The following is a 24,055-nucleotide window of genomic DNA, read 5'->3' as shown; positions in this document are numbered from 1 at the left end:
AGGTACTGGTCCAGACCGACACTTCGCCCGATGGGCGGATCTTCGGGGACAATGTGCCGGTGGAAAAGCCCCTCTTGATCGCCTCCGACGTCGACGGCACCCTGCTCGCCCCGCTGGAGGTCCTGTCCGAACGCACGATCGACATCGTCCGGCGGGTGACCGAGGACGGAGTCCCCTTCGTGCTGGCCAGCGGCCGTCCGCCGCGCTGGATCGCCCCGATCGCGAACCCGCTGGGCCTCACCGGTTACGCGGTCTGCGCGAACGGTGCGGTGCTCTACGAGATCGGGACGGACCGGATCGTGGCGGTCCACGGCCAGCTCGAACCGGCACTGCTGCACGACACCGTGAGTGCTCTTGATCACGCCCTTCCCGGCTGCCGGTTCGCCGCGGAACGGGTCGGCGAGTCCGCGCAGGACCCGCGCGTACGCAGCTTCGTGATCGAGCCCGACTACCACAATCCGTGGGGCAACCACGAGGGCGCGGAGGCGCCGCGGGCCGAGGTGATCGGGCATCCGGCGATCAAGCTGCTGATCAGCAGACGTGGGATGAGCTCCGACGAGATGGCGCGGGCGGCGCGTGAGGTGCTCGACGGCTCCGTCGACATCACCTACTCGACCGACACCGGGCTGATCGAGGTCGCCGCGCACGGCATCACGAAGGCGACCGGGCTGGCCGAGGTCTGCGAGCGGCTGGACGTGCCCGCCGAGCGCGTGATCGCGTTCGGGGACATGCCCAACGACGTCGAGATGCTCGGCTGGGCCGGTCACGGTGTCGCGATGGCCAACGGGCATCGCTACGTGTTCGACGTCGCCGACGAGGTGACTGGGCCGAACTCCGAGGACGGCGTCGCGCAGGTGCTCGAACGCTGGTTCTGAGACGACCTGGCTAGCGGCCTTCGCGGTCGAGCTTCGCGGCCTCTTCCGGCGTCGGCGCGGTGCCGCCGAGGTGCGCGGGCAGCCACCAGCGCTCGTCGTCGGAAGAGGGCTTCTCCGGATAGTCGGCCTGGACGCGGTCCACGAGCGCCGACATCCGCACGCGAAGGTCCTTCGAAAGGACTTCCGCGTCTTCGTCGGCCTTCGGGTGCATCGGCTCGCCGACGAGGATCGAGATCGGCACGTGGCGTTTGGTGAGGTCCTTCGGGCGCCCCTTGGTCCACAGCCGCTGCGTGCCCCACAGCGCCATCGGCACGACCGGGACACCCGCCTCGGCGGCCATCCGGACGGCACCGGATTTGATGTCCTTCACGGTGAACGACCGGCTGATCGTCGCTTCGGGGAACACGCCGACGACCTCCCCTGCCTTCAGGCGCTCGACGGCTTCCCGGTACGAGGCGAGACCCGCGCCGCGGTCGACGGAGATGTGGTGCATGCCGCGCATGAGCGGTCCGGCGATGCGGTTGCTGAAGATCTCCTTCTTCGCCATGAACCTGACCAGGCGTTTCGCCGGCTGCGCGCCGAGCCCGCAGAAGATGAAGTCGAGATAGCTCACGTGGTTGCAGGCGATGACCGCCCCGCCCTTCGACGGGATGTGCTCGGTCCCCTCCACCCGGATGCGGTTGTCCAGCACCCGGAACATCAACTTCGCCGCCATGATGACGGGCGGGTAAACGAGCTCAGCCATTCGTTCAGGTTACGCTACCGTAGGGTAACCAACCTACGGTCGCGTAGGTCACATCACTCCGAGCGCTCCTGACGCGCGAAGGTCACCACCGCCAGGACGACGCCGAGCAGCGTGCAGTACAGCGCGATCACCTGGTGTTTGACGTTCTCCAGCCCGTCGCCCAGCGCCGCCAGCACGAACTGCCCGGCGGCCACGGCGAGCAGGAAGCCCAGCACGACACCCACCGCGGTGCGCCGGGTCTTCCAGCCACGCCAGGCGATCAGGGCCCATATCGGCAGCAGGGCGAAGAAACCCAGTGGCGCCAGCAGTTTCGTCGCGGTCGAGACGATCGGGACGCGATATTCCTGCGATTCCGGGGCGAAGCCGGCCGACTGGTCGAAGCTGCCGAGGTAGGGCGGCCGCGCGGTGAGCAGATCGCCCGCCGCGCGGTCCAGGATCTCGACGGTGCGGAAGGGATGCGTCGCGAAGTACTCGACGACGTTGCGCCTGCTGATCTGCTCGCGGTACTTCGGGTACTCGGGATCCAGTGTCGCGGGCTTCGGATGCCACCAGCCGTTGCCCGCGTACTGGCCGAACGAGGCGGGCAATCCCAACGCGGCGAGGTCGGCTTCGGTGTCGTGCCGACCGTCCACAATGGTCAAGAAGATCGTGTTGAACATGTTGATCTCGCGCGAATCGTCGCCCGGCCGCGCGGCGAGAGAGCCGTCGGGCAGCTTCGCGGGCTCGACGGTCTGCTGGGCGTAGGCCGTTCCCCCGGCGAGCGCGCCGATGACGAACACGACGGGGAGCCAGCGCTTCAGGCCGCGGACGCCCGCCGGGCGGACGAGCAGCGCGGCGAGCGCGAGCAACGGCAGGATCATCAGCGTCTGGACCTTGGCGTTGACCGCGATCACGCCACCGAAGAGCAGCACGGCCAAGCCCGCGTAGCGCCACCAGTCCGGCCTCGCGGACACCAGGAGACCGCCGACGGCGAGCAGGAGACCGAGGAACGCGGCGCCTTCGCCGAGCACGGACGCGAAGTAGCCGAAGAACGCCGAGTCCGCGACGACGAGCAGCAGCCCGACGGCCGCGAAGCCGCGGACGCGGCGCGAGTACGGCAGCCCGACGACGATGAGCGCGACCGCCGCGGCGGCGAGGACGCTGGTGAGCACGCCGAGCACCACCAGGCTGAGCGTCGATTCGAGGCCGAGCACGCCGCCGATCGACCGCGCGATCCGCGCGAACCAGCTCTGGGTCAGGAGGTAGGTGGCGTCGCATTCGCCTGCCGGGACGGTGTAGGCGAGGTGGACGAAGCCCTCCGGCTTGCCCTTCCACGGGATGCCCGCGCCGCACAGCACGCGGAAACCGTCACCGTTGTCGGCCATCCCGACCGGCCTCGGCACGAGGAAACGAGCCAGCAGCACGGTGAGCGCGGCGGCGAAAACGCCGACGCCGAACAGGCGCGACGATGCTTCGAGCGCTGCCGGTCTGCTGGGGGAAACGACACTCACGCAGGGCACGGTACGTGGCGGAAATCGGGTGAGCGGTCGAGGGCCGCCCTGACCACCCGCTCGACGTCCGCCCGCAGGAACACGGTGATCCACGACGAGCTTCCTTCACGCGCGAAGGTCGCGACGCGGTACCTCGCCGCGTACGCCGGGTCGATCACGCAGGATTGCTTCGCCGAATAGCCGCTGTCGGTGATGACGGCGATCGTCGGATGGCGCCGCGAGACGACGGCCTCGCCCGCTTCCTCCGTCTGGCCGCGGACGCCGACGATCTGCAGTTGCGTCCCGGCGTGATACGACAGCACGCCGGGCGCCGACGTGCTCACGACCGAACCGGGCGGCAGGTAGGCGTCTAGCCAGCGGCCGATCTCCTCCATCTGCGCGCCGTGGTCGTGCCAGGCGCGCACCCGGCCCAGCATCTCCGGACTGAACACCGACACCAGCACCGCGAGCCCGGATAGTGCCACCGCGGCGGCGGGCATCAGCCGTTGAATCGGCGGCCGAGGCCGGGGGCTCGGCTTCGCGGCCACCGTCAGCACGCCGTAGACCGACACCGCCGCCACCGACAGCAGCGGCGGGATCGGCGCCAGCAACCGCCAGGCCGGCGCGGCGTCGCCGCCGAAGAAGACCACGAACCCGGTGAGCGCGACGGCGGTGGCGAGCATCAGCCAGATCAGCGACCGGGCTTCGGCCTCGTGCGGGGTCCGGCCGGTGCGGCGCAGCGACAGCGCCACCACCGAGATCAGGCCGAGCAGCAGGAATCCTTGGTGGACCACGGAGAAACCCGACAGGTACTGCCACCCGCGGTCGATCCGGGACTGGAGGTCGAGGTCGAAGGGGATGACGACCGAGGTCGGCAGGACATGGTCGTAATAGGTCACCCGCCAGGCCGTCCAGGGCGCGGCGAAGACGAGCCCGCCGAGCAGCCAGCCCACCGGCGACCACCAGGTGTACCGGCCGCGCAGCGCGGCGACGACCAGCCAGCAGCCCACCAGCACCGCGAGCAGGATCCCCGCCGGACGCGTCATCATCGCGAAGGCCACGAGCACCCCCGCGACCACCGGCCGCCGGGCCGCGAGCGCGGCGAAGACGCCGAACACGAGCAGCACGAACAAGGGCGTCTCGGTACCGGAGCCGCCGTACGCGGCGAGGCCTCCGGCACCGGCGACGAGCACCGCGGCGGCCACCCCGTAGGCGGGCCGCGGCTCACCCGCGGCCCGCGCGACCACCCGGTTCACCGTCACGTACGCGAGCAGGACGGCGCCGAGCGTGGCGAGAATGCCGAGTACGACGGCGGAGGTCTCGATATCGGCCCCGAAAGCGGCTTTCGGCAACGCGATCACGATCATCCAGAGGAAATTCGTGTACCCCTCGATCCGCTCGCCGGTGTTGAACACCGGCCCATTGCCGTCGGCGATGTTCTGGGCGTATCGGAAGGTGATGTACGCGTCTTCCGCGATGGTCGAAAACACTAGCTGGTGCACCAGCGAAAAGCCGAGGATCAGCATCAGCGCGCCGGCGCGCCGGCCCTTGTCCGCGCCGATCTTGGGCCAGGCCACCAGCACGAAGATCGCGACCGCGGACCAGGCGACGACAAGCGCGACCACCACCTGATCCCACCCTCCCGGGCCGAGCGCTCCGTATGCGAAAAGACTACGGTCAAGTATCGATCACCGCGCCAAGGTGTTTCTTTCGGCGCAGCCAATTGACACGAATGGGCGATCGACGTGTGCGCCGAGTAAACGGAGGCACGCGGTTTTCCCCGTCGGGATGTGCCTCCTTCGGGTATCGGTCCCCGGTGGTTAATCTGGCTTCCCATTCCGTTCCGCACCTCGGGGGTTCTGTGCGGATTCCCCAGCCGAGGTAGCCCGTGCCCACCCACACCTCCCTGTCGGCCGACGTCCTCACGATGGTCGTCGCGCTGCTCGTCATCGGCCTTCCCGGTCTGCTCACCGGTCTCGCCGCCGGTCTGCGCGGCTGGGTGCTCGCGGGGATGACGCCGTTGCTGAGTTACGCCATCGGCGGGCTCGCGGGACCGTGGGCGGCCGCGCTCGGGCTGCCGTTCACTCCCGTGACGTACGCGGTCGCGACGGTGCTGTTCGCCGGGGTCGCGTTCGGCCTGCGGCGGCTCACGCTGCGCCGGTGGCCGCCCGCGCCGGAAGAACCACTGTGGGGACGCTCCGGGCACCTCGCCGTCGGGGCGTGCCTGCTGCTCGCGGCCGCCGTCGGGATGTACGCGGTGATCCGCGGAATGGGCAGGCTGGACGCCATCCCGCAGGGGTTCGACGCGGTGTATCACGCGAACGGCGTCCGGCAGATCGCCGAAACCGGGGACGGCAGCCTGTTCGGCACCGGCGAGGTGAACTGGTACGGCGACGCGGCGCCGGTGTTCTACCCCAACGCGTACCACCTGCTCGCGTCCGTGGTGTACCTGCTGAGCCCGGCGACCATCCCGCTGGCCCTGGACGTGAACACCGCGCTGCTGCCCGCGCTCCTGGCGTTGTCGCTGGTCACGATGGTGCGCGTGTTCCGGGGACGCGCGGTGTTCGCGGGTGCCGTCGCCCTCGTCTCGATCGCGCCGGTGATGGGCCTGTACGAATCGATGAGCAGGGGACCTTTGCTCCCGTTCCTGCTCGGCCTCGCGCTGACGCCGCTGGCCGCCGTCGCGGTGAAGCGGTACCTCGACCGTCCCGCCCCCGACACCGGATTCGTGCTGCTGGTGAGCGCCGTCGGACTGCTGTGCGTGCACTCGTCGGCGTTGTTCGGCGCGATCCTGTTCGCCGGCCCGCTCCTGCTGCAGCGGTGGATCGCGCCCGGGGAACGGTGGCGGCGGATCGGGCGTGACCTGCGCGCGCTGGCGATCGTCGGGGTAGTCGCGATCCTCGTGGCGTGGCTGCAGCTGTTCGGCGCGATCGGGCTCGCGAGCGGCGAAGTGCCCTACCGCAGCTGGCCGGTCGAATGGCGGGCGACGACCGCGCTCGGCGCGCTGCTCGGCTTCCAGCATCACGAGCCGTATCCGCAGATCTGGCTTTCCGTGGCGTTGTTGCTGGGCTTCATCTTCTTCTCGCGCGCGGGCGCGCTGCGCTGGATCGGGGTCACGGCGCTGATCACCGGGCTCGCCTACATCGCGGTGACGTCGTCCGAGCAGCCGCTCGTGCTGGCGCTGTCCCGGCCGTGGTGGAACGACCCGTACCGGTTCATGTCGATGGCGGCGATCCCGCTGTCGATCATCGCGGCGCACGGCCTCGCCGAGACGCAGGCGTGGCTGCGGGACAACATCGCGCACCGCAAGGTGCCCGCGTTCGCCGTCGCGGTGGTGGTATTCGGCGCGTTCGCCTTCCTCAGCAACGGTTTCTACGCGCCGTCCAACGCGGCGAAGGTCGCGCCCGGCTACGCGAACACCCCAGGTATCGACCAGCACAAACTGCCGGTGAGCCCGGACGAGGTCGTCGCGATGGAGAAGCTCGCCGAGTTCGCGAAGCCCGGCGAGCGCGCGCTGAACGACCGCCTGGACGGGACGGTGTGGACCTACGCGCTCTCCGGCGTCCGCACGACTTCCGGGCATTTCGACGAGACGCTGTCGCCGTCGGACGCGCGGCTGCTGGAGTGGCACTTCCGCGAGTACCCGTCGAACGCCCAGGTGCGGGCGGCGGTGGCGCGGCTGAACGTGCGTTGGGTGATCCTCGGGCAGTACGGCTACCCGACCGGTGCCCTGCGCCAGGCGGGCCTGCGCGATCTGGACGGGCTGAACTTCGTGACCGAGGTGTACCGGAACCCCGACGCGGTGATCTACCGGCTGAACCCCTGACGCATTTCGTCCTCTGAATGCGGTAGTCGCGTGGGCAGTCGCCGTGCATGGGCTGAAGGCTCCCTTCACCGCGTCTGATGCGACGAAGGGAGCCTTCAACCCCGGCCGGATAAGGGTCGTGAGTGGAGATTCGGGTTAGTACCGACCCTGTCTCAGTTGCCTCTGCCGCTGCGCGGGTGGCGATCTCGCGTGACTGGATGGCCGACACGCGTGATCAGGCGGACGACTCGGGGCCAGGCCCCGGCGACAGGCGTGTCGTCCATCCAGTCACACGTGTCGTCCACCTGGTCACACGCGCCGTCCCCTAAGACACGCACAACCGCCGAAGCGATGGGCACGTCTCGTGAGTGGCGACCAGCTACACCGACCGCATTCAGAGGACTAAACGCGGGAGGTGACGAGGCGGGCCGAGAGGGCGGCACCGCCGGCGGTGATCAGGTCCGCGACGGTGAACATCACCCGCGAGGCGATGGCGAAGGCCGTCGCCTGGACGACGGTGAGGCCCGACGCGGTCAACACGGCGACCTGCGCGACCTCGCGGACGCCGACCCCGCTGGGCAGGATGAACGCGAAGGTCCCGACGGTCATCGCGACCGCCATCGCGCCGACGCACAGCACGAAACCGCTGAAGCCCGGCGTGCCGACGGAGTTCGCCAGCAGCCACAGGTGGACACCCTGCAGCGCCCACGCGGCCGTCGACGAGCCGAAGACCTTCCCGACGACCGACCAGCTCAGCCGGTGGTCCAGCGGCGGGCGGCGCAGGATCCGCAGCACCAGCGACGTGCCCCAGGTGAGCACGCGCGGGTGCAGCATCGCCAGCCCGACGGGGATGAGCACGAACAGCCACATCGCCCGCGGGCTGTTGCTGAACACCGCGGGGGCCGCGAGCAGCGAGACGACCAGCGCGGACACCACGCCGACGCCGAGCTGGATCAGCGAGCCGGTGAAGATCCGGGCCCTGGCGAGCCCGGCCTTGCGGCCCAGCTCCATCTGCAGCAGATACGCCCACACCGAACCCGGCACGTACTTGCCGAGCGAGCCGACCAGGCAGATCTGCGCGCCGCGGGCGTAGCCGATCGGCTTGCCGAGGTCGTCGACCATGACCTGCCAGCCGTAGGTCGACACCATGATCGCGGCGATGAGCGCGAGCAGGCTCAACGTGGAGGATTCCCACGCGACCTCGGACAAGGTCCGCCAGAATTCACCCCAATTGGTGACAAGTGTCTTCGCCGCGAAACCGACGACCAGCAGGATGGCGACCCAGCGGACGACGTCGAGGATCTTCGCCTTGGTGGATTTCGGTTGCTTTACGGAAACCGAAGTGTCCTCTTCGGGCGTTTCGACCGTCGTCACTGAACCTCCTCTGCTGCTACCTCGTCACCGCAGGTCAGGCCTGTACGGTCACCAAGCGGCTGAACTCGGTCAGCAGATCGTAGCCGTCCCAAATCGCGGAGAACGTCAGGGCCGAGCCGAAGGGAACGACCCGGTCGACGCCACGGCCGGCCAATTCCGTCACGAATTCCGTCAATTCTTCTTTGGTGAAGCCGAATTGACCGACGGTTTGATCTTTGCGGAGCACGATCGGGACGAGGTCGGAAAGCGTGTCGACCCGCGCGTTGGCGAAAGTGCCCGCGCCGAGCCATTCGCGTGGCAGGACGGCGGGGTCGGCCAGCTCCAGGGTCGCGATGCCGTTGCCCTGGAACTCGATGCCGCTGACGAGCCCGTCGACGGCCGCGCCGTACGCCGAAACCCGCTTCTGCACGGCCATGGCGGGCTCGGTGACGTGCTGTTTCGTCGCCAGTACCTCGGCGAGCAGCTTCCGGAACTCCTGCCCTGCTTCGCGGGCGCCGTCTTCTTCGCCGACCCAGAACACCGCGCGCGGTGACGAGCAGGCGGCCTGGTCGAACCAGTACGAGTCGTTGTAGAAACCCTCGGCGGCACCGCGGCGCTCGGCCTCGGAGGCGTTCTGCCAGCCGCGCACCGACGCGACCGCGAACGACGACCGGTCCGGGAAGGTCAGGTCGCGGGCGTGCGGCGCGAGCGGGTACTTGCGCAGCGCGGCGACCGAGGCGTCGCCGCCCCAGATCACCCGCAGATCCGCGGCGACCGACAGCGCGCCGCTGATCGCGTCGCTGCGGTCGTAGGTGACCATGCGCTGCGTCGCGGTGATCGCGGCGGCGGTGTCGGCGTCCACTTCGGACAGTGCGGCGTTCAGTGCTTCCAGCACCGTTTCGGCGGCACCGGCCGAACGCGAGGAGACACGGACGACGTTGTGGTTGCCCGCCAGTGCCGAAAGCGCCCACGAGTACACGAAGATTGTGTCGACGTTGGCGGGCGGCACGTGGAAGACCAGCCCGCGCGGGAAGCGCAGCGCGTCGCCGGAAGTCTCCAAAGTGGACAGTGCCTTGGCGATCTCTCCCTTGCGCAGGAAGAAACCCAGCGAAGCCAGCTCCGGGAAACGACGGGCCGTCGCGGGTGCGAGCAGCTTGCGCGCGAACTTCGTCAGGAACTCGACGACACGCGGGTCGCCGACGCGGAGCCGTCCGCCGACGGGTTCGGCCCGCAGCTCCTCGACCAGCGAGGAGACCTCGATCGCGTCGCCGAGCGGGAAACGCTGGTTGACCGTGCTCATGCCGCCGCTCCCTGGAAGGTGTCCGAGCAACCGCGGGCCTCGGCCTTGGGCAGCCTGCCCATGACCGAGAAGTGCTTGCCCGGCCAGTCGCCGTCGTCGATCCCGTTGTAGACACCGAGGTCTTCGGTGAGCAGGACGTGGCCGGGGTACGAACGCGGCAGCGTGCTGACGACCTCGATCACCCCGGGCTCGCCGACCGGCTGCTCTTCCCAGGTCTCCGGGTTCCGGATCACCACGTCGGCGAAATCGGGGCAGTACAACGAGTTCCCGGACGGTCCTTCGAGGAACACGGTGCCGATCTGCTCGATCATCCCGTAGTAGTTGTGGATTCGGGTGAGCCCGGTGTCCTCTTTGAAGCGGCGGCGGAACTCGGTGTTGTCCACCGCGCGGTCGATCAGCTTCTTCCAGCCGCCGGAGTGGATCAGGATCCCGTTGGAGAGATCCAGCTCGTGCTCGCGGGCGACCTCGTAGAGGTACTGCCACACCATGAAGGTGAAGCCGAAGATCAGGAACGGCTTGTCGCCGTAGGTCGCCAGGAACGTCTTGACCGCCTCGACGTCCGGCTGGTCGTTCTCGTCGAGCACGTAGGTGTGCTTGCGGCCGAAGTTCGCCATGCCCAGCACGCCCGCACCGCGCGCGGAGAACGAGCGGCGGTTCTTGATGATGCCGATCGTGTCGACCATCAGCATCGGCAGGCGCTCGCCGCCGAGGACTTCCTGAAGGGTGGCGCCGAGCTGCTTGGTCTGCGCGCCGGCGGCGTCCTTGTCCAGGTAGATCCGGGAGGCGCCCGCGCCGGTGGTGCCCGAGGAGGTCAGCGTCTTGAAGATCTCGGACTCGGGGATGCTGCGCAGGTCGTGCGTCTTGAACATCCGCACCGGCAGCCACGGCAGATCCGCGATGGAGCTGAACGAAGCGTCCCGCGCGATGCCGAGCGACGACAGGATGCGCTCGTAGCCCTCGGAGTTCTCGCGGTGGTGCGCGGTCAGTTCGGCGAGCTGCGGAAGCAGATGCTTCTCGCGCTCGGCCTGCGAAAGCGTGAACACACTCATACCTGGGCCTCCAGCGACCGGTAGTCGATCTTGCCGCTGGCGAGCAACGGCACGGTGTCGATGGGGCGGACGTCGAACCCGCTGGTGTGCAGGTGCAGCCGCTCGGACAGCGCCTTCGCGGCGTCCTTGCAGATGGCCTTGGCTCCGTCGCCCTCGGGCAACTCGGCGAACAGGACGACCTTGTCCCCGGCCGGGACGGCGGCCACGACGTCGATCCCCACCGAAGCCGAACGCACGGCGTGCTCGAGATCATCCAGGCTGACCCGGTTGCCGAAGACCTTGCCGATCCGCTTGAGGCGTCCGGTGATGTAGAGGAACCCGTCCTCGTCGAGGTACCCGAGGTCGCCGGTGGCCAGCACGCCACCGTATTCGTCACCCGCGGCCAGCCCGGCCTCGTCCTCGGCGTAGCCCATCATCACGTTGGGCCCGCGGTAGACGACCTCGCCGACGATCTTCGGATGCGTGGTCTCGGAACCGTCCTCGCGCCGGATCGCGAACGAGCCGCCGGGCAGCGCGGGCCCGGCCGAACCGAGCTTCTCCGCGAGCCGTTCCGCCGGGACGGTGGTCATCCGCGGGGCGGCCTCGGTCTGCCCGTACATCACGAACATCCGCCCGCCGACCTCGCGGATCTTGTCGTTGAACTGGGCGACGAGATCGTCGCGCAGCTTGCCGCCCGCCTGGGTCAGCGTGCGCAACGTCGGGTACTTCGCCGGGTCGAACTTGAGGCGCCGCAACATCTCGTAGTGGTATGGCACCCCGGCGAGCGAGGTGACCTTGTGTTCGTTGACCGCGTCCCAGAACCCGCGTCCGAGCACGCCGGAGGGCTCGATGACCACGGTCGCGCCGCGGACGAGATGCGAGTTCAGCACGGACAGGCCGTAGCTGTAGTGCAGCGGGAGGCTGGTCGGCGCGATCTCGTGGCGGTCGATACCGAGCACCTCGGCGATCGCGTCGGCGTTGGCGTACACCGCGCCACGGGAGAGCCGGACCAGCTTCGGATTCCCGGTGGAACCGCTGGTCGGCAGCAGGACCGCGAGATGCGGATGCGGCTCGACCCCTTCGGCGGACTCCCGGACCCAGTGGCCGTCGGAGACGCTGTACCCCTCGGGGGCGGGCGCGTCCGGCGCGGACAGCACGGCGGCCGGGCGGAAGCGCTCGATGAGCCCCGCCAGGACGTCGGCGTCCAGCGCCGGGTCGATCAGCGCGATCGCGCGGCCCGCCTCGAACGCGCCGAGGTAGTTCAGGACGCTGGAGAGGTCCACCGACATGCGCGCGAACAGCGCGCCCGGCGGCAGCAGCGACAACGCGGCACCCACGCGGGTGACCTCGGTGTCGAGTTCCTCGCCCTCGAGCGTCCTGCCGCTCGTGACGTCGATCAGTCGCGCACCCACACCCAGAAGGGTCATCAGAGAACTAATCCTCCATCGATGCCCAGCACCTGCCCGGTGATGAACGAAGCGTCATCACTGACGAGAAACCGGATCGCGTTCGCCACGTCTTCGGGCGTCCCGAGGCGCCCGAGCGGGGTCTTGCCGATGTTCTCGGCCTTGGCGTCCTCGGTCAGGCCGGAGGTCAGGTCGGTGTCGATGACGCCGGGCGCCACCGCGTTGACCCGGATCCCGGACCGGCCGAGTTCCTTCGCGGCCGAACGCGCGATGTTCGCCACCGCCGCCTTCGAGGCCGCGTACACCGTCTGACCGGCGCTTCCGTGCTCGCCGACGATCGAAGCGAGCACCACGATGGCGCCGGTCTTCTTGCGCATCATCGCCCTGGCCGCGGCCTGGACGGTGTGCAGTGTGCCGGCGACGTTCGTGCTCAGCGTGGTGTCGACCAGTTCCTCGCGGATCATGCCGAGGAGCGCGTCCTCCATGATCCCGGCGTTGGCGACCACGATGTCGAGCTTGCCGTGTTCCTTGGCCACCCCGCGGACCAGCGTCGACACGGCCTTGGCGTCGGTGACGTCCAGGGCGAGCCCGCTCGCGGCCCCCGCCGCGGCCGCCGCTTCCTTGGCCTTCGCCTCGTCGCGGCCGGTCAGCACGACGGTGGCGCCCGCCTCGGCGAGCGCCCGCGCGGTGGCCAGCCCGATACCCCGGGTACCCCCGGTGACCAGGGCGACCTTGCCGTCCAGCATCACTTGTTCTGGAGGTCGGTCACCATGTCGACGGCAACCTTGAAGCTGGACATGTCGATCACCTGGTCGGTGTCGAATTCCACATCGAACTCGTCCTCGATGGCCGCGACCAGCGCCATGTGACCGACCGAGTCCCAGGCCTCGATGTCGCGGTACTTCAGGTTCTCGACGTCGACCTCGCCGTCGAGGTCCAGCGCCTCGACGAAGACCTCACGCAGCTTGCCGGCGACTTCCGCCATGTCCGTACTCCTAATGCTCGTCGCGTGGACGGGCGTCCCACGCCTTCACCAAGGTAGAGAGGTCGCCGGGCAGCCGGTCGGCCAGCCCGTCCTCAGGGAGACCGGCCTTACCCTTCAGCCACGGTCCCAGCGCCTCGATGGCGGCCTCGTCCAGGCCGCGGCGGGACAGGCCCACCGTGTTGACGCCGGTCACCCGCGCGGGGTTGCCCACGGCGATGGTGAACGCGCCCACCTCCTTGCGGACCGCGGAGCTCATCCCGACCATCGCGCCGGGGCCGATGACGACCCGCTGGTGCAGGATCGCGCCCATGCCCAGGTTCGCCCCGGACCAGATGTGGCAGTGGCCGCCGGTGATGACGTTCGAGGCGACCGTGACGGCGTCCTCGACGAGGCAGTCGTGGGCGATGTGCGAGCCGCGGAGGAAGTAGCCGCCGTCGCCGATGGTGGTGGTGCGCCAGGTGCCCTGGTGGACGCTGACGTACTCGCGGATCCGGTTCCGGCTGCCGATGACGACACCGTGGCCGTCGTGATCGGGATCACCGTTCGGCGCGCTTTCCCAGGCGGCGGGGTGTTCGCGGCCGCGGTCCTCGCCGGGGGTCCCGATGGTCACGTGCGGGCCGATCCAGTTGCCGTCCCCGATCCGGGTGGGGCCCACGATGACCGTGAACGGTCCGATGACGTTGTCGTCGCCGAGCTCGACACCCTCGCCGATGACTGCTGTCGGGTGGATGCGGTTCACCACGTGAAGATCCGTTCGTTGTGGCTGGAGGCAGCCTGGGGTAATGGGCGCTTCGGCGGTCCCGGTAACGTGTGGCCCGCGCCAGAGGGGGCGGCCGGGCGCAGAACCGGCGGCTCACTGTACCGGACGCACCAGAACGCCCAGTCGAGAGAGACTTGCAGATGATCCCCATTACCGTGGTCGACGTCCGTGACGCGGAGGACCTCGTCGTCGAGGTGCTGCGATCCGGCGCCATCGCACAGGGACCGATGGTCAAGCGCTTCGAGGACGCGTTCGCGAGCGTTTCCGGCACGAAGCACGCGATCGCCGTCAACAACGGCACCACCGCGCTGGTCGCCGCCATCCAGGCGCTCGACCTGAAGCCGGGCGACGAGGTCGTCACCTCGCCGTTCACCTTCGTGGCGACGCTGAACGCGATCCTGGAAGCCGGCGCGACCGTCCGCTTCGCCGACATCCGGCGCGACGACTTCGCGATCGACCCGGACGCCGTCGCGGCCGCGATCACCGACCGCACCAAGGTCCTCATGCCCGTGCACCTCTACGGGCAGACGGCCGACATGGGCAAGCTCGCGCCGCTGGCCGCCGAGCACGGTCTCAAGATCATCGAAGACTCCGCGCAGGCCGTCGGCGCGTCGTTCCAGGGCAAGCCGTCGGGTTCCTTCGGGATCGGCTGCTTCTCCTTGTACGCCACCAAGAACGTGACCACCGCCGAGGGCGGCGTGATCACCACGGACGACGACGAGCTGGCCGACAGCCTGCGGGTGCTGCGCAACCAGGGCATGCGCGCCCGGTACCAGTACGAGGTCGCCGGGCACAACTACCGGATGACCGACCTGCACGCCGCCGTCGGCATCCCGCAGCTGGAGAAGCTGGACCAGCTCACCGCCGCCCGCCAGGCCAACGCGAAGCGCCTTTCCGAAGGCCTCGCCGGCACCCCGGGTCTCGACATCCCGCAGGTCCTGCCGGGCCGCGAACACGTGTGGCACCAGTACACCGTGCTGGTCGGCCCGCACGCCTTCCTCTCGCGTGACGAGCTCGCCGCCGCGCTCACCGAGCGGGGCATCGGCAACGGGATCTACTACCCGAAGATCGTCTTCGACTACGACTGCTACCGGAACAACCCGCTGATCCCCGACGCGAAGGTCGAGGACTTCCCGGTGGCCGCTTCCGTCGCCGCGCAGGCGCTTTCCCTGCCGGTGCACCCGCACCTTTCCGAGTCCGACCTGGACACCATCATCGAAACGGTTCGCGAGGTACTCGGCGCATGACCACCCACAAGATCGCCCTCATCGGCACCGGGAACATGGGCTCGCTGCACGCCCGTGTCCTCGCCGCGAACGAGCGCGTGGACCTCGTCCGCGTGATCGACCCGCGCGAAGAGGCGGGCCGCAAGGTCGCCGATCGCTACGAAACCCAGTGGACGCCCGAAATCGGCTCACTGTCCGATGTGGACGCGGTCGTGCTCGCTTCGGCCACCGAGGCGCATTACGAGCTGGCGCAGGAGATCCTGGGCCAGGGCAAGCCGATGCTGGTCGAGAAGCCGGTGTGCAACAGCCTCGAATTCTCCCAGGAGATCGTCGGGCTCTCGGCGAAGAAGGACATCCCGCTGATGTGCGGGCTCCTGGAGCGCTACAACCCGGCCGTGATGACCGCGCGGGCGCTGGTCAACGAGCCGATCCACCTGATGGCCCGCCGCCACGGCCCGTACGCGCCGCGGATCAAGACCGGTGTCGCGTGGGACCTCCTGGTGCACGACGTCGACCTGGCGATCCAGTTCTTCGGCGGCGCGACCCCGCAGCGGGTCGCCTCCGGTGCCGGCTACTTCCACCCGAGCTCCGTCGAAGGCGCCGAGGACACCATCGAGACGGTGCTGTCGTTCGAGTCCGGGCTCGCCACGGTTTCGGCGTCCCGCCTCGGCCAGCGCAAGGTCCGCTCGCTGTGGGTTTCCGAACTGGACCGCATGATCGAGATCGACCTGCTGCGCCGCGACGTCACCATCTACCGGCACGTCTCGCACGACTCGGTCACCGAGGACGGCCTCGGCTACCGGCAGCAGACCGTCATCGAGATCCCGGAACTGGTCACCGCGCGCGAGCCGCTCGCGACGCAGCTGGACCGGTTCGTCGACCTGCTCGAAGGCAAGGTCGACGTGGACGTCGAGCGGGACCTGATCCTGCCGTCGCACGCCGTCGTCGACCAGGTGCTGACGCAGGCCGCGGCCTGACCCTTTCACGCATTCAGTCCTCTGAATGCGGTAGTTGCGTGTGCAAGTACCGCATCCAGAGGACTGATTGCGTTATTTGGTGAGGCGCTGGCCCTTCGCGTCGTACGCGACGAGCGGGGTCAGCACGTACGGCGACTCCACCTGGCCGGGGCTGAACCAGAAGATGACGACCGACGGATCCTCACTCCACGGGATCACCTTGGCCTCGACCGGTTTCCCGCGCACGGTGCTGGTGACCCGCACCGCCGGACCGGAGAAGTAGCCGAACACCGGCACGAACGTGCCCCGGATCACGTCGCCGCCGTCCACGGCGTGGAAGCCGAACGACCGGTCTGAACCCTTGAATTCGTTGGCGGCCAGGAGCGCCTCGTACTCGCCCGCGCCGGTCCGGTACGCGACCTGCAGACCGAACCGGACGTCCGGCATCGACGGCTCGTCGATCTCGGACGCGTAGATCACCAGCTCACGGCCATCTTCGCCCCTGTACCCGAGCGGGATCACGTCCCCGAACGGAGCGTCCGACGGGGCCGCCGTGATCGAAGTGCTCGCCGGTGCCGGTACCGGTACCGGAGCGGGGACGGACGCGACGGGCGCGCTCGCGGCGGGCGGAAGCGGCTGCTGGGCGGGCTCCCTCAGCGCGACCGCGCCGACGATGACCAGCACCGTCACCACGGCGGCGGCGACCCCGCCCGCGCCGGTCGCGAGACGGCGGCGACGGCGGATACGCCTGCCCTTGGTCATGATCGCGCCGAGATCGGGCTCGACGAACCCTTCGGCGGGCGGTTCCCGCAAAGCCGAACGCAGCGTCTCGAGGTCGGTCATCGTCCCAGCCCCCCGATCAGTTCCGTTCCGTCCTCCGCGGTGATCCGCAGCTTGGTCAGGGCGCGGGAATTGGTGCTCTTCACGGTGCCGACCGAGACACCCAATTCGCCCGCCACGTCGGATTCCTTCAAGTCGAAGAAGTGCCTGAGCACCACGACGGCTCTCTCCCGGTCTGTGAGCGTACGCAACGCGTCAAGCAGCCATTTCCGCTGGACGACGGCACCGGCGACGTCCATGCCGCTCGGCTGCTCGGGGATGTCCTCCGTGGCGTTCTCGCGGATCGGGCGCCGCCAGCCGTCGATGACGTGGTTGACGAGCACCTGCCTCGCGTACGCGTAAGCGTCCTTGCGGCGTACCCGCGACCAGGCCGCGTACGTCTTGGCGAGCGCCGTCTGGGTGGCGTCCTCGGCCTGATGACGGTCGCTGGTGAGCAGGAAGGCCGCATGCTGAAGACGCGTCGCCGAGTTCCGCACGAACTCGACGAACTCGTCATCGCCGCGAGCCACCCTGGTCCTCATCTTCGTTCGACGGTTGACCACCTGAAAGGTTGCTTAGTCCTTCCGGCGAGTGAACCGGAGCGCGACGACGATCCCCGCCACGACCACGGCCACCGCGAGGACGATCCACACCCAGGACGGCACGAGGTCTTCTGGAGTGGTCTCGCCGGCCTGCGGTGCCGGGGCCGCGCTACTGGCCGGAGCCGGGCTGCTCGTCGGGGCCTGGCTCGTCGGGCTCGGTGCCGGCGCGCTGAGGTTGAACTTCACGGAGCCGCTCGTGGCGTGCGTGTCCTCGAAGGTGACCTTGTAGCGGAGCGTGTACTCGCCCGCGGGGCCGACGGCCTGGACCGGCGCCGTGACGACCGTTCCGGCGACCTCCGCGCGGCCGACCGTCCACGACGCGTTCTCGGGGCCGGTGATCTGGATCGGGTTCTCGTCGGCGAGGGTGACCGGGCCCGAGAAGGTCAGCTTGATCTGCGTCGGGGGCGTCGCCAGCGAAGCGCCCCTCGCCGGATCACTGCTTTTCAGCTCCGAATGGGCCAGCGCCGGGGACGCGGTGCCCAGCAGGGCCAACCCGGTGACCAGCAACGACGCACCGAACCGCTTGAACCTCATCAGACACCCTTCTCACCGGGGAACTCCCCCGCCGAGCCTAGTAGTCGGGCCGGGAAGGGCGTTGGTTCCGGCTCGGGATCGGCCCTGCGGCTTGGCCGAATGTCATGAACGGCCCTTTCCTGACGTTTTTCGTCAGGAAAGGGCCGTTCATGACATTCAGGGGCGCTGCGCGTGGCGGGTGGTCAGCGCGTCGAGGTCGAGCGTGAGCGGAGTGCCGTCGAAGTCGAGGCTCACCTTGCCGGTGTGCTCGCCGAAGTTCTCGTACTCGCCGTCGATCAGGCGGTACGTGGTCATGCTCGCCGGGTCTTCGAGGTCGACGATCCAGTAGTGCTCGATGCCGACTTCGGCGTATTCGGAGAACTTGGTGACCCGGTCGGTGCGGACGGTTCCCTCGGACAGCACCTCGATGACGAGCCGCACGTCTTGAGCCGCGTACCGTGCCGGGTTTCCTTCCACGAGCTCAGTCGCCGCGACGAGAACGTCCGGGACTCGAATCGTCAACGGGAGTTCCGAGACGATGAACTCGGCTTCCGAAAGAGCCATAAGCGCTTCAGGCAGCTGTTCGTTGAGCAGGTAGCCCAGGCGAGTGACCGCGAGCTGATGGAACGACATCGGCCGAGGGGTCACGACCAGCACTCCTTCGACGACTTCTGCGCGGTGTTCCGGGTCTTCCGGCAACGCGGCCCAGTCGTCGAGCGTCAGGAGGCGGTGAGGCCAGTGCACGACACTCATCGAACTCCTCCTTCGCCGGTGATCACCAGACCATCTTCCCACGGTTTCCCCGAGAACGTAGCACCACGGAAAGTGACACACCATTACGGTGAGGAGTTGCCCGGCAGCAACTCCTGCGCCGGGAAATCCGATCGTGATCCCACCATTTTCGCTGCTCAGCTAGATTTCAAGCATGAGAAGAACCTGGGGGTTCCTGACCGTCGGCCTGCTCTTCCTCGCCACGGCCTGTTCCATCGAGATCGAAATCCCGATCCGCTCGAAAACGACTCCGTCTTCCTCGTTCAAGGCCGCCACACCCACGACATTCAAGGCCGCCACGCCCACGACGCCGATCCCCGTGTCACCCGCCACGGTCACCGACGCTTGCCCGTTCATCGCCGTCGGTGAACTCGCGCAGATCATCGGCACGTCGGCCGAGATCCGAGCGCAGGAACAGCCGGCGGACGTGGAAGGCACCGAGAAGCGGTACAGCTGCCTCTACGAGGACATCCATCAGTCGCCCGACGGCGCGCCGCGGCTGCACATCACCGTGGCGCCGGAGATCGGCGCGGAAAGTGTCACGGCGGTGGACAACACGATGAAGGCGTTCTGCCGCGAGCCGATCACGACCGTCGGCGGTGTGGGGGACAAGACAGCCCATTGCGAGCAGGACAAGGATTTCACGAGGGCGATCGTGGTCGTCGGCAAGCGCAGCAACGGACAGGTCCGGCTCGCCCTCGTCGATCTCCCGAAGAACCGCGCGGACGTTTACGAAGCGATCGCGAAGCTGCTCGCGGAACGGCTCTGAGCCGGAAAACGCGTGGCTGATCGCCCATCGGCTCGGATACGTTCACCGCGTGCACAGATCGAGGGGAATCCTCACCACCACCTGCCTGTTGTTCGCCGTCGCGGCCTGCTCCAGTGGCGCCGCGACCGAGCCGACGCCGACCTCGACGGCACCACCGTCATCCTCGAGCAAACCGGCCGTCAGCACGGCACCCAGCACCACGCCACCACCGGTGCCCCTCGCCAAGATCACCGCGGCCTGCCCCGTGCTGAGCCCGATCGAGTTCCTTCAAGTGATCGGGAAATCAGACGATCTGGTCGCCGACGAAGGCGAAGCCGAACGGGTCGGCGCCGGCAAGGCTTACCGGTGCTCCTTCGACGACCCCAAGGGAAAGTACGCGAGATCGGCCGAACTCTTCGTCGCGGCGATCCCCGGAAATCAGCCGCCTCGCACCACGATCGACAAGCTCGCGAAGGAATGCGAGCAACCGGTCACCCAGCTTCCCGGGATCGGCGAGCAGGCCTTGTGGTGCGGGATCCCCACCGACGGGCCGGACCTCAACATCCTGGTGACCGTGGGAAAGCGTAGCCATGGCGAAACACGGGTCGCGACGCTGTACATGAACGAGACCAGGACCGACGTCTACTCGTCGCTGGCGAAGCTGATGGCCGACCGGCTCTGACTACTCCGTGAAATCGCCCGCCGGGGCACCCCAAGACCCAGGGGTGTCCCCGCGTTCCTCGGCCAGCGCCCGCCGCCGCGCGTTTTCGGCGCGCACACGCTCCACTTCGGACTGGATGTACTCGTCGTCGTACTTCTGGAAGACGCGCGCCGGGTTGCCCGCCACCAGGCTGCGCGGAGGGACGTCCTTGGCGACCACGGAATTCGGCTGCACGGTGGCGAAATCGCCGATCGTGACCCCGGCCATGATCACCACGAGGCCGCCGATGAAGCAGCCTTTGCCGATTTTCACGGGTTTGCGTTCGATGAGGTCGCTGCCGGAGTGGTTCTGCAGCGTCATGTTCGCGAGCCAGCTGGAATGCGTGAAGATCAGCGTGTTGAGGCCGATGCTGGTGTGCTCGCCGATCTCCAGCCCGCCGCTCGCGTCGAGCGCCGCGCCTTCGCCGATCCAGCAGTGTTCGCCGATCTTCAGGTTCTCCGGGCTGATGATCTTCACGCGTTCGCGGACCCGGGTCGACTCCGGCAGCCCGTAGAAACGAGCGCGCTCGGCGTCGTTCATGTACTGCGAAACGAGTTCGGTCAGGATCTGCGGGCGCAGCCGGTTGCTGCGCTCGTCATCGAAGAACATCGGCCTCGGTCACCAGTTTCTCGAAGGTACGCAGGTGTTCTTCGGCGACGACGTCGAGGCCGAAGTTGGCCCGCACCATCGCGCTTTCCCGCTGTGCCACCAAAGCCCGCTTCTCCGGGTCGTCGAGCAGTTCGATGACGGTGTTCGCCACCGCCTCGCTGTCGTCCGGGCGCACCAGCAGGATGTTCTCGCCGTTGCGCAGTTCGATGCCCGGGTAGTTGTCCTCGGTGACCGAAGCGATGGTCGCGGTGCCCGAGAGCATCGCCTCCAGCGACGCGGTGCCGCAGCCCCCGTTGAGGTCGTGCGTGACGATGTCGGCCGCCGCGAAATACGAGGGCACATCGGCCTTCGGCACGGCGCCGGTGACGATGATGGCGTCCGCGACCCCGAGTTCTTCCGCCCGCTTGAGGAAGACGTCGTGGTACACGCGGCCGACGACGACCACCTTCACGCCGGGGTGCTTGTCCAAAATGGACGGAAGCGCCTCGACCAGCGGGAGCCGGTTGCGCAGCGGGATCACGTGTCCGAGCGAGACGATCACCGGACCGTCACCCAGCCCGTGCTCGGCCCGCACATCCTTCGTCAGCGGCTTCTCGAAGTTCCCGGTGTCGACGGCGATCGGGAAGTAGTCCGAGTTCGCGTCGCTCGTGCCGTAGCGCTCGACGCAGTAGTCGACGCCGAGCTTGTCGAGGATGACGTACCGCGGCTTGAGGTAGCGCAGGATCGGGTTCACCAGCACGGTGTCCAGGAACCGGAAGACGCCGCCGTACAGCTTGTTGTCGCTGATCAGCAGCGTGTGGATGGTCAGCAGCATCGGCAGCTTGTGCCGCCGCGCGTACCGCCCGGCCAGCCACGACAGGTCGAAGAACTGCCCGTGCAGGTGGATCGCGTCCGGTTTGAACTCGTCCAGCAGCTTCCGCAGCCGTCGCCAGTTCCCCGGCCGCAGCGAGGCGAAGCTCATGTCGAAGTCGATCGACAGGCCCAGCTGCGGCATCTTCACCGCGGGCAGGCGGACGACACGGTAGCCGTCCTTCGTCTCGTCGGCCGGGGCGTCGGCGTACGCGGCGGTGATCGCGAGCACCTCGTGCCCGCGCGCCGCGTACTGCTCGGCCAGGGAAGCCGCCATGTGCGCGCTTCCGCCCACCCTCGGCGGGAAGAAGTTGTTCACCACGGCGATACGCATGGGGCGGCTCTCCCCTGGCCCGGCGGTCATCCCTCCGAAGCCTTCACCAGTTCGTACATGCCTTCTTCCACCGAGATCTTCGGCTCCCAGCCGAGGATCTCGCGGGCACGGGTGATGTCGGCGGCACGCCGCGAGACCAGCACGTCGCGCTCGTTGAACAGCGGCTCGACGTTCACGCCGACGGCGTCGATGAGGATCTTCGCCAGCGTCGCGATGGAGGTGTCGATACCGGTGCCGATGTTGATCGGCAGGTTGGCCTTCTCCGATTCGAGCGCGGCGACGACGGCACGGGCCAGGTCGGTGACGTGCACGAAGTCCATCGACTGGTCGCCGCGGCCGTCGATGATCGGCGGCTGGCCGGCGCGCAGGCGCTGGATGAAGTGGTTGATCACCGACGTGTAGTAGGCCTCGATCTTCTGGCCGGGGCCGTACACGTTGAAGAACCGCAGCGCGTTCCAGGACAGGCCCTTGGTGCGCTCGTAGAAACCGAGCATGTCCTCGCCCGCGCGCTTCGAGATGCAGTACGGCGTGAGCGGCTTGAGCTCGTCGTCCTCGTGCATCGGCAGCCGCTTCGGGTCGCCGTAGACGGACGCGGTCGAGGCGAACACGACCCGCTCGACACCCTCGTCCGCCGCGGCGGCGAAGACGTTGTGGTTGCCGACCATGTTGATGTCGATGGACTCGTGCGGGTCCGCGACCGACTTGTTGATCGACACGGTGGCGAAGTGGATGACGTGGGTGCAGCCGCGCATGGCCTCACGCACGGCGCCGCCGTAGCGCACGTCCTTCTCGACCAGTTCGACCTTGCCGGTGGCGACGAACTCGTTGATCCGGGCGCGGTCGCCGCGCGTCATGTTGTCGAAGACGCGGACGGTGTAGCCGCCTTCGATCAGCATCGGGATGACGTGCGCGGCGATGAAACCGCCGCCCCCGGTGAAGAGGACCTTTTTGTCGGGCATTTCTCTCCTAGCTCGGCAGTGCGGCGCTGACGGTCCCGATGACCCGGTCGACCTGGGCATCGGTGAGGTTGGCGTGCATCGGGATGGCGAGATGACGGGCGAAGAGGTCCGCCGATACCGGCAAGGTCTGCTTCTTGCCGTAGATGGGCTGGAGGTGCGAGGCGTAGGTGCCGAAGTTGCACTGCACGCCCTGCTCGCGGATCCGCAGCGCGAGCGCGTCGCGGTCGATCTCCGGGGCCACGGTGAGGATGTAGGCCTGCCACGGGTGTTCACGGTCCGGCAGTTCCACCGGGACGTCGAGACCGGGCAGGTTCTCGAAGGCCTCGTGATAGCGCTTGGCCACCGAACGGCGGGCCGAGAGCAGGTCCGGGAGGCGGTCGAGCTGGACGTTCATGATCGCGGCCTGCACGTCCGAGAGCCGGAAGTTGTAACCCAGCTCGTGGAACTCCGGGATCGGCAGCGCGCCGGAACCCTCGCGGGTGATGGCGGGCTCGATGCCGTAGGTGTGCAGCTTGCGCGCGTGCGCGATGAGGTCTTCGCGATCCGAGACGAGCGCGCCGCCTTCGCCCGCGGTGATGCCCTTGCGGCCGTGGAAGGAGAACGCGGCGAGGTCGGCGAGGCTGCCGGCCGGGCGGGTCTTGTACGTCGCGCCCGCAGCGCAGGCGGCGTCCTCGAAGAGCCACAGGCCGTGCTTGTCGGCGATGGCGCGGTACTCGTCGAAGTCACCGGGCTGCCCGGCCACGTCGACGGCGAGGATGCCGACCGTGCGCGGGGTGATCAGCGCTTCGATCGACGCCGGGTCGGCGCTCCACACGTCCGGGCGGATGTCCGCGAACACCGGGGTCGCGCCCGCCTGGAGCACGGCGTGGCCGGTGGCGGGGAACGTGTAGTCGCCGACGATGACCTCGTCGCCCGGCTTCACGCCGAGCACACGCAGCCCGAGGAAGAGTGCCGAGCCACAGTTGCTGGTGGTCAGGGCGTGCGCGGTGCCGACGGTCTTCGCGAAGCGTTCCTCGAAACGGCGGCAGGCGGGACCGGCACCGGCCAGCCAGCCGGACCGGAACACCTCCGCCACCGCGGCGAGCTCTTCGTCGCCGACGGTCGGCTGACCCAGTACGACGGGTTCGTGCTCAGACATTTTCCTCTACCCTCTCCCGCCGCCCTCTCCCATTGCGTGGGGACCCGGCGAAGTGTATAGACGCCATTCGGCCGATCTCGGGCGGGCTGGATCCGCCCAGGTAGA

The 24,055-nt window shown here is 68.4% G+C and carries 25 protein-coding genes; 6 read left to right on the top strand and 19 right to left on the bottom strand.

All coding sequences use genetic code 11. The features are described from left to right. The first annotated feature begins 59 nt into the window (after positions 1–59). Positions 60–875: an HAD family hydrolase gene (locus AB8M46_RS12750; protein ID WP_235213196.1), complete on the top strand. Its 816-nt coding sequence runs from the start codon at positions 60–62 to the stop codon at positions 873–875. A gap of 10 nt (positions 876–885) precedes the next feature. Here AB8M46_RS12750 and AB8M46_RS12745 read toward each other — a convergent pair whose 3' ends face one another. From AB8M46_RS12745 to AB8M46_RS12735, 3 genes are read right to left on the bottom strand one after another with little or no spacing between them, the layout of a single operon-like run. Then, on the bottom strand, positions 886–1,620 hold the full coding sequence (locus tag AB8M46_RS12745; protein WP_394360354.1) for a lysophospholipid acyltransferase family protein: 735 nt from the start codon (positions 1,618–1,620) through the stop codon (positions 886–888). Positions 1,621–1,673: 53 nt separating this feature from the next. Beyond that, positions 1,674–3,110, bottom strand: a complete 1,437-nt coding sequence (locus AB8M46_RS12740) for a hypothetical protein (RefSeq protein WP_394360353.1) — start codon at positions 3,108–3,110, stop codon at positions 1,674–1,676. Then, positions 3,107–4,717, bottom strand: a complete 1,611-nt coding sequence (locus tag AB8M46_RS12735; protein ID WP_394360352.1) for a hypothetical protein — start codon at positions 4,715–4,717, stop codon at positions 3,107–3,109. Before AB8M46_RS12735 ends, AB8M46_RS12740 begins: the two co-directional genes overlap by 4 nt. 260 nt (positions 4,718–4,977) lie before the next feature. Between AB8M46_RS12735 and AB8M46_RS12730 the strand changes: the two genes are divergently transcribed. Beyond that, positions 4,978–6,915 carry a DUF6541 family protein gene (locus tag AB8M46_RS12730; RefSeq protein WP_394360351.1) on the top strand — a complete coding sequence of 646 codons (1,938 nt, stop codon included), beginning with the start codon at positions 4,978–4,980 and terminating at the stop codon, positions 6,913–6,915. Positions 6,916–7,296: 381 nt separating this feature from the next. On the opposite strand, the gene AB8M46_RS12725 is transcribed toward AB8M46_RS12730, so the two are convergent. Genes AB8M46_RS12725 through AB8M46_RS12695 form a run of 7 tightly spaced genes read right to left on the bottom strand, consistent with a single transcriptional unit; the run spans position 7,297 to position 13,708 of the window. Next, positions 7,297–8,268: a lysylphosphatidylglycerol synthase transmembrane domain-containing protein gene (locus tag AB8M46_RS12725; RefSeq protein WP_350593959.1), complete on the bottom strand. Its 972-nt coding sequence runs from the start codon at positions 8,266–8,268 to the stop codon at positions 7,297–7,299. A gap of 34 nt (positions 8,269–8,302) precedes the next feature. Continuing rightward, positions 8,303–9,547, bottom strand: a complete 1,245-nt coding sequence (locus AB8M46_RS12720) for an acyl-CoA reductase (RefSeq protein WP_394360350.1) — start codon at positions 9,545–9,547, stop codon at positions 8,303–8,305. Beyond that, entirely contained in the window at positions 9,544–10,596 is a 1,053-nt protein-coding gene (locus AB8M46_RS12715; protein WP_037333474.1) for an acyl-protein synthetase, read from the bottom strand. The genes AB8M46_RS12720 and AB8M46_RS12715 overlap by 4 nt, the downstream gene beginning before the upstream one ends. After that, positions 10,593–12,002: an AMP-binding protein gene (locus AB8M46_RS12710; RefSeq protein WP_394360349.1), complete on the bottom strand. Its 1,410-nt coding sequence runs from the start codon at positions 12,000–12,002 to the stop codon at positions 10,593–10,595. The genes AB8M46_RS12715 and AB8M46_RS12710 overlap by 4 nt, the downstream gene beginning before the upstream one ends. After that, a complete protein-coding gene (locus AB8M46_RS12705) occupies positions 12,002–12,727 on the bottom strand; it encodes an SDR family NAD(P)-dependent oxidoreductase (protein ID WP_020632875.1) in 726 nt (241 codons plus the stop codon). The genes AB8M46_RS12710 and AB8M46_RS12705 overlap by 1 nt, the downstream gene beginning before the upstream one ends. After that, positions 12,727–12,966, bottom strand: coding sequence for an acyl carrier protein (locus tag AB8M46_RS12700; protein ID WP_037333479.1), 240 nt, complete (start codon positions 12,964–12,966; stop codon positions 12,727–12,729). The genes AB8M46_RS12705 and AB8M46_RS12700 overlap by 1 nt, the downstream gene beginning before the upstream one ends. A 10-nt stretch (positions 12,967–12,976) precedes the next feature. Beyond that, on the bottom strand, positions 12,977–13,708 hold the full coding sequence (locus AB8M46_RS12695) for a UDP-N-acetylglucosamine acyltransferase (RefSeq protein ID WP_378415568.1): 732 nt from the start codon (positions 13,706–13,708) through the stop codon (positions 12,977–12,979). Positions 13,709–13,866: 158 nt separating this feature from the next. Here AB8M46_RS12695 and AB8M46_RS12690 point away from each other — a divergent pair, with 158 nt between their 5' ends. Further along, a complete protein-coding gene (locus AB8M46_RS12690) occupies positions 13,867–14,973 on the top strand; it encodes a DegT/DnrJ/EryC1/StrS aminotransferase family protein (RefSeq protein ID WP_037333484.1) in 1,107 nt (368 codons plus the stop codon). Further along, complete coding sequence (locus tag AB8M46_RS12685) at positions 14,970–15,929, top strand: Gfo/Idh/MocA family protein (protein WP_037333486.1); 960 nt, start codon at positions 14,970–14,972, stop codon at positions 15,927–15,929. The genes AB8M46_RS12690 and AB8M46_RS12685 overlap by 4 nt, the downstream gene beginning before the upstream one ends. A gap of 72 nt (positions 15,930–16,001) precedes the next feature. Here the strand turns inward: AB8M46_RS12685 and AB8M46_RS12680 are convergent, their stop codons facing one another. The 4 genes from AB8M46_RS12680 to AB8M46_RS12665 all read right to left on the bottom strand — a co-directional run bounded on the left by AB8M46_RS12680 (position 16,002) and on the right by AB8M46_RS12665 (position 18,595). After that, positions 16,002–16,751 carry a hypothetical protein gene (locus tag AB8M46_RS12680; RefSeq protein WP_394360348.1) on the bottom strand — a complete coding sequence of 250 codons (750 nt, stop codon included), beginning with the start codon at positions 16,749–16,751 and terminating at the stop codon, positions 16,002–16,004. After that, the gene (locus AB8M46_RS12675) at positions 16,748–17,257 is read right to left on the bottom strand and encodes a SigE family RNA polymerase sigma factor (RefSeq protein ID WP_037333490.1); all 510 of its coding nucleotides are present in this window, start codon (positions 17,255–17,257) and stop codon (positions 16,748–16,750) included. Before AB8M46_RS12675 ends, AB8M46_RS12680 begins: the two co-directional genes overlap by 4 nt. Before the next feature lie 45 nt (positions 17,258–17,302). Then, positions 17,303–17,863: a copper resistance protein CopC gene (locus AB8M46_RS12670; protein ID WP_394360347.1), complete on the bottom strand. Its 561-nt coding sequence runs from the start codon at positions 17,861–17,863 to the stop codon at positions 17,303–17,305. Between the two features lie 156 nt (positions 17,864–18,019). Then, positions 18,020–18,595, bottom strand: a complete 576-nt coding sequence (locus AB8M46_RS12665; RefSeq protein ID WP_394360346.1) for a Uma2 family endonuclease — start codon at positions 18,593–18,595, stop codon at positions 18,020–18,022. 172 nt (positions 18,596–18,767) lie between these two features. On the opposite strand from AB8M46_RS12665, the gene AB8M46_RS12660 reads away from it, so the two are divergent. Further along, entirely contained in the window at positions 18,768–19,382 is a 615-nt protein-coding gene (locus AB8M46_RS12660; RefSeq protein WP_125731611.1) for a hypothetical protein, read from the top strand. 42 nt (positions 19,383–19,424) lie between these two features. Here the strand turns inward: AB8M46_RS12660 and AB8M46_RS12655 are convergent, their stop codons facing one another. Next, positions 19,425–19,613, bottom strand: coding sequence for a hypothetical protein (locus AB8M46_RS12655; protein ID WP_378422278.1), 189 nt, complete (start codon positions 19,611–19,613; stop codon positions 19,425–19,427). On the opposite strand from AB8M46_RS12655, the gene AB8M46_RS12650 reads away from it, so the two are divergent. Beyond that, a complete protein-coding gene (locus AB8M46_RS12650; protein ID WP_394360345.1) occupies positions 19,594–20,043 on the top strand; it encodes a hypothetical protein in 450 nt (149 codons plus the stop codon). The two genes, AB8M46_RS12655 and AB8M46_RS12650, sit on opposite strands and share 20 nt — an antisense overlap. On the opposite strand, the gene AB8M46_RS12645 is transcribed toward AB8M46_RS12650, so the two are convergent. From AB8M46_RS12645 to AB8M46_RS12630, 4 genes are read right to left on the bottom strand one after another with little or no spacing between them, the layout of a single operon-like run. Next, a complete protein-coding gene (locus AB8M46_RS12645; protein ID WP_037333498.1) occupies positions 20,044–20,670 on the bottom strand; it encodes a DapH/DapD/GlmU-related protein in 627 nt (208 codons plus the stop codon). It abuts the gene before it with no gap. After that, positions 20,657–21,853, bottom strand: a complete 1,197-nt coding sequence (locus AB8M46_RS12640; RefSeq protein ID WP_125731606.1) for a glycosyltransferase family 4 protein — start codon at positions 21,851–21,853, stop codon at positions 20,657–20,659. Before AB8M46_RS12640 ends, AB8M46_RS12645 begins: the two co-directional genes overlap by 14 nt. Before the next feature lie 26 nt (positions 21,854–21,879). Further along, the gene (locus AB8M46_RS12635; RefSeq protein WP_125731604.1) at positions 21,880–22,812 is read right to left on the bottom strand and encodes an NAD-dependent epimerase/dehydratase family protein; all 933 of its coding nucleotides are present in this window, start codon (positions 22,810–22,812) and stop codon (positions 21,880–21,882) included. A gap of 7 nt (positions 22,813–22,819) precedes the next feature. Next, positions 22,820–23,950 carry a DegT/DnrJ/EryC1/StrS aminotransferase family protein gene (locus tag AB8M46_RS12630; protein ID WP_063275930.1) on the bottom strand — a complete coding sequence of 377 codons (1,131 nt, stop codon included), beginning with the start codon at positions 23,948–23,950 and terminating at the stop codon, positions 22,820–22,822. Between the last annotated feature and the right edge of the window lie 105 nt (positions 23,951–24,055).

Origin of the sequence: Amycolatopsis sp. SB7-3 (assembly GCF_041021335.1) — a bacterium.
Classification (GTDB): domain Bacteria; phylum Actinomycetota; class Actinomycetes; order Mycobacteriales; family Pseudonocardiaceae; genus Amycolatopsis; species Amycolatopsis japonica.
Note: the sequence above shows the minus strand (reverse complement) of the source record. Positions and strands in the feature narration are given on the sequence as shown.

What these genes read in the sequence shown, in the direction of transcription:
- AB8M46_RS12745 (WP_394360354.1), bottom strand. Translation starts at nt 1,620, where the DNA reads ATGGCTGAGCTCGTTTACCCGCCCGTCATCATGGCGGCGAAGTTGATG.
- AB8M46_RS12720 (WP_394360350.1), bottom strand. Translation starts at nt 9,547, where the DNA reads ATGAGCACGGTCAACCAGCGTTTCCCGCTCGGCGACGCGATCGAGGTC.
- AB8M46_RS12715 (WP_037333474.1), bottom strand. Translation starts at nt 10,596, where the DNA reads ATGAGTGTGTTCACGCTTTCGCAGGCCGAGCGCGAGAAGCATCTGCTT.
- AB8M46_RS12710 (WP_394360349.1), bottom strand. Translation starts at nt 12,002, where the DNA reads ATGACCCTTCTGGGTGTGGGTGCGCGACTGATCGACGTCACGAGCGGC.
- AB8M46_RS12705 (WP_020632875.1), bottom strand. Translation starts at nt 12,727, where the DNA reads ATGCTGGACGGCAAGGTCGCCCTGGTCACCGGGGGTACCCGGGGTATC.
- AB8M46_RS12700 (WP_037333479.1), bottom strand. Translation starts at nt 12,966, where the DNA reads ATGGCGGAAGTCGCCGGCAAGCTGCGTGAGGTCTTCGTCGAGGCGCTG.
- AB8M46_RS12690 (WP_037333484.1), top strand. Translation starts at nt 13,867, where the DNA reads ATGATCCCCATTACCGTGGTCGACGTCCGTGACGCGGAGGACCTCGTC.
- AB8M46_RS12685 (WP_037333486.1), top strand. Translation starts at nt 14,970, where the DNA reads ATGACCACCCACAAGATCGCCCTCATCGGCACCGGGAACATGGGCTCG.
- AB8M46_RS12680 (WP_394360348.1), bottom strand. Translation starts at nt 16,751, where the DNA reads ATGACCGACCTCGAGACGCTGCGTTCGGCTTTGCGGGAACCGCCCGCC.
- AB8M46_RS12670 (WP_394360347.1), bottom strand. Translation starts at nt 17,863, where the DNA reads ATGAGGTTCAAGCGGTTCGGTGCGTCGTTGCTGGTCACCGGGTTGGCC.
- AB8M46_RS12665 (WP_394360346.1), bottom strand. Translation starts at nt 18,595, where the DNA reads ATGAGTGTCGTGCACTGGCCTCACCGCCTCCTGACGCTCGACGACTGG.
- AB8M46_RS12660 (WP_125731611.1), top strand. Translation starts at nt 18,768, where the DNA reads ATGAGAAGAACCTGGGGGTTCCTGACCGTCGGCCTGCTCTTCCTCGCC.
- AB8M46_RS12645 (WP_037333498.1), bottom strand. Translation starts at nt 20,670, where the DNA reads ATGTTCTTCGATGACGAGCGCAGCAACCGGCTGCGCCCGCAGATCCTG.
- AB8M46_RS12640 (WP_125731606.1), bottom strand. Translation starts at nt 21,853, where the DNA reads ATGCGTATCGCCGTGGTGAACAACTTCTTCCCGCCGAGGGTGGGCGGA.
- AB8M46_RS12635 (WP_125731604.1), bottom strand. Translation starts at nt 22,812, where the DNA reads ATGCCCGACAAAAAGGTCCTCTTCACCGGGGGCGGCGGTTTCATCGCC.
- AB8M46_RS12630 (WP_063275930.1), bottom strand. Translation starts at nt 23,950, where the DNA reads ATGTCTGAGCACGAACCCGTCGTACTGGGTCAGCCGACCGTCGGCGAC.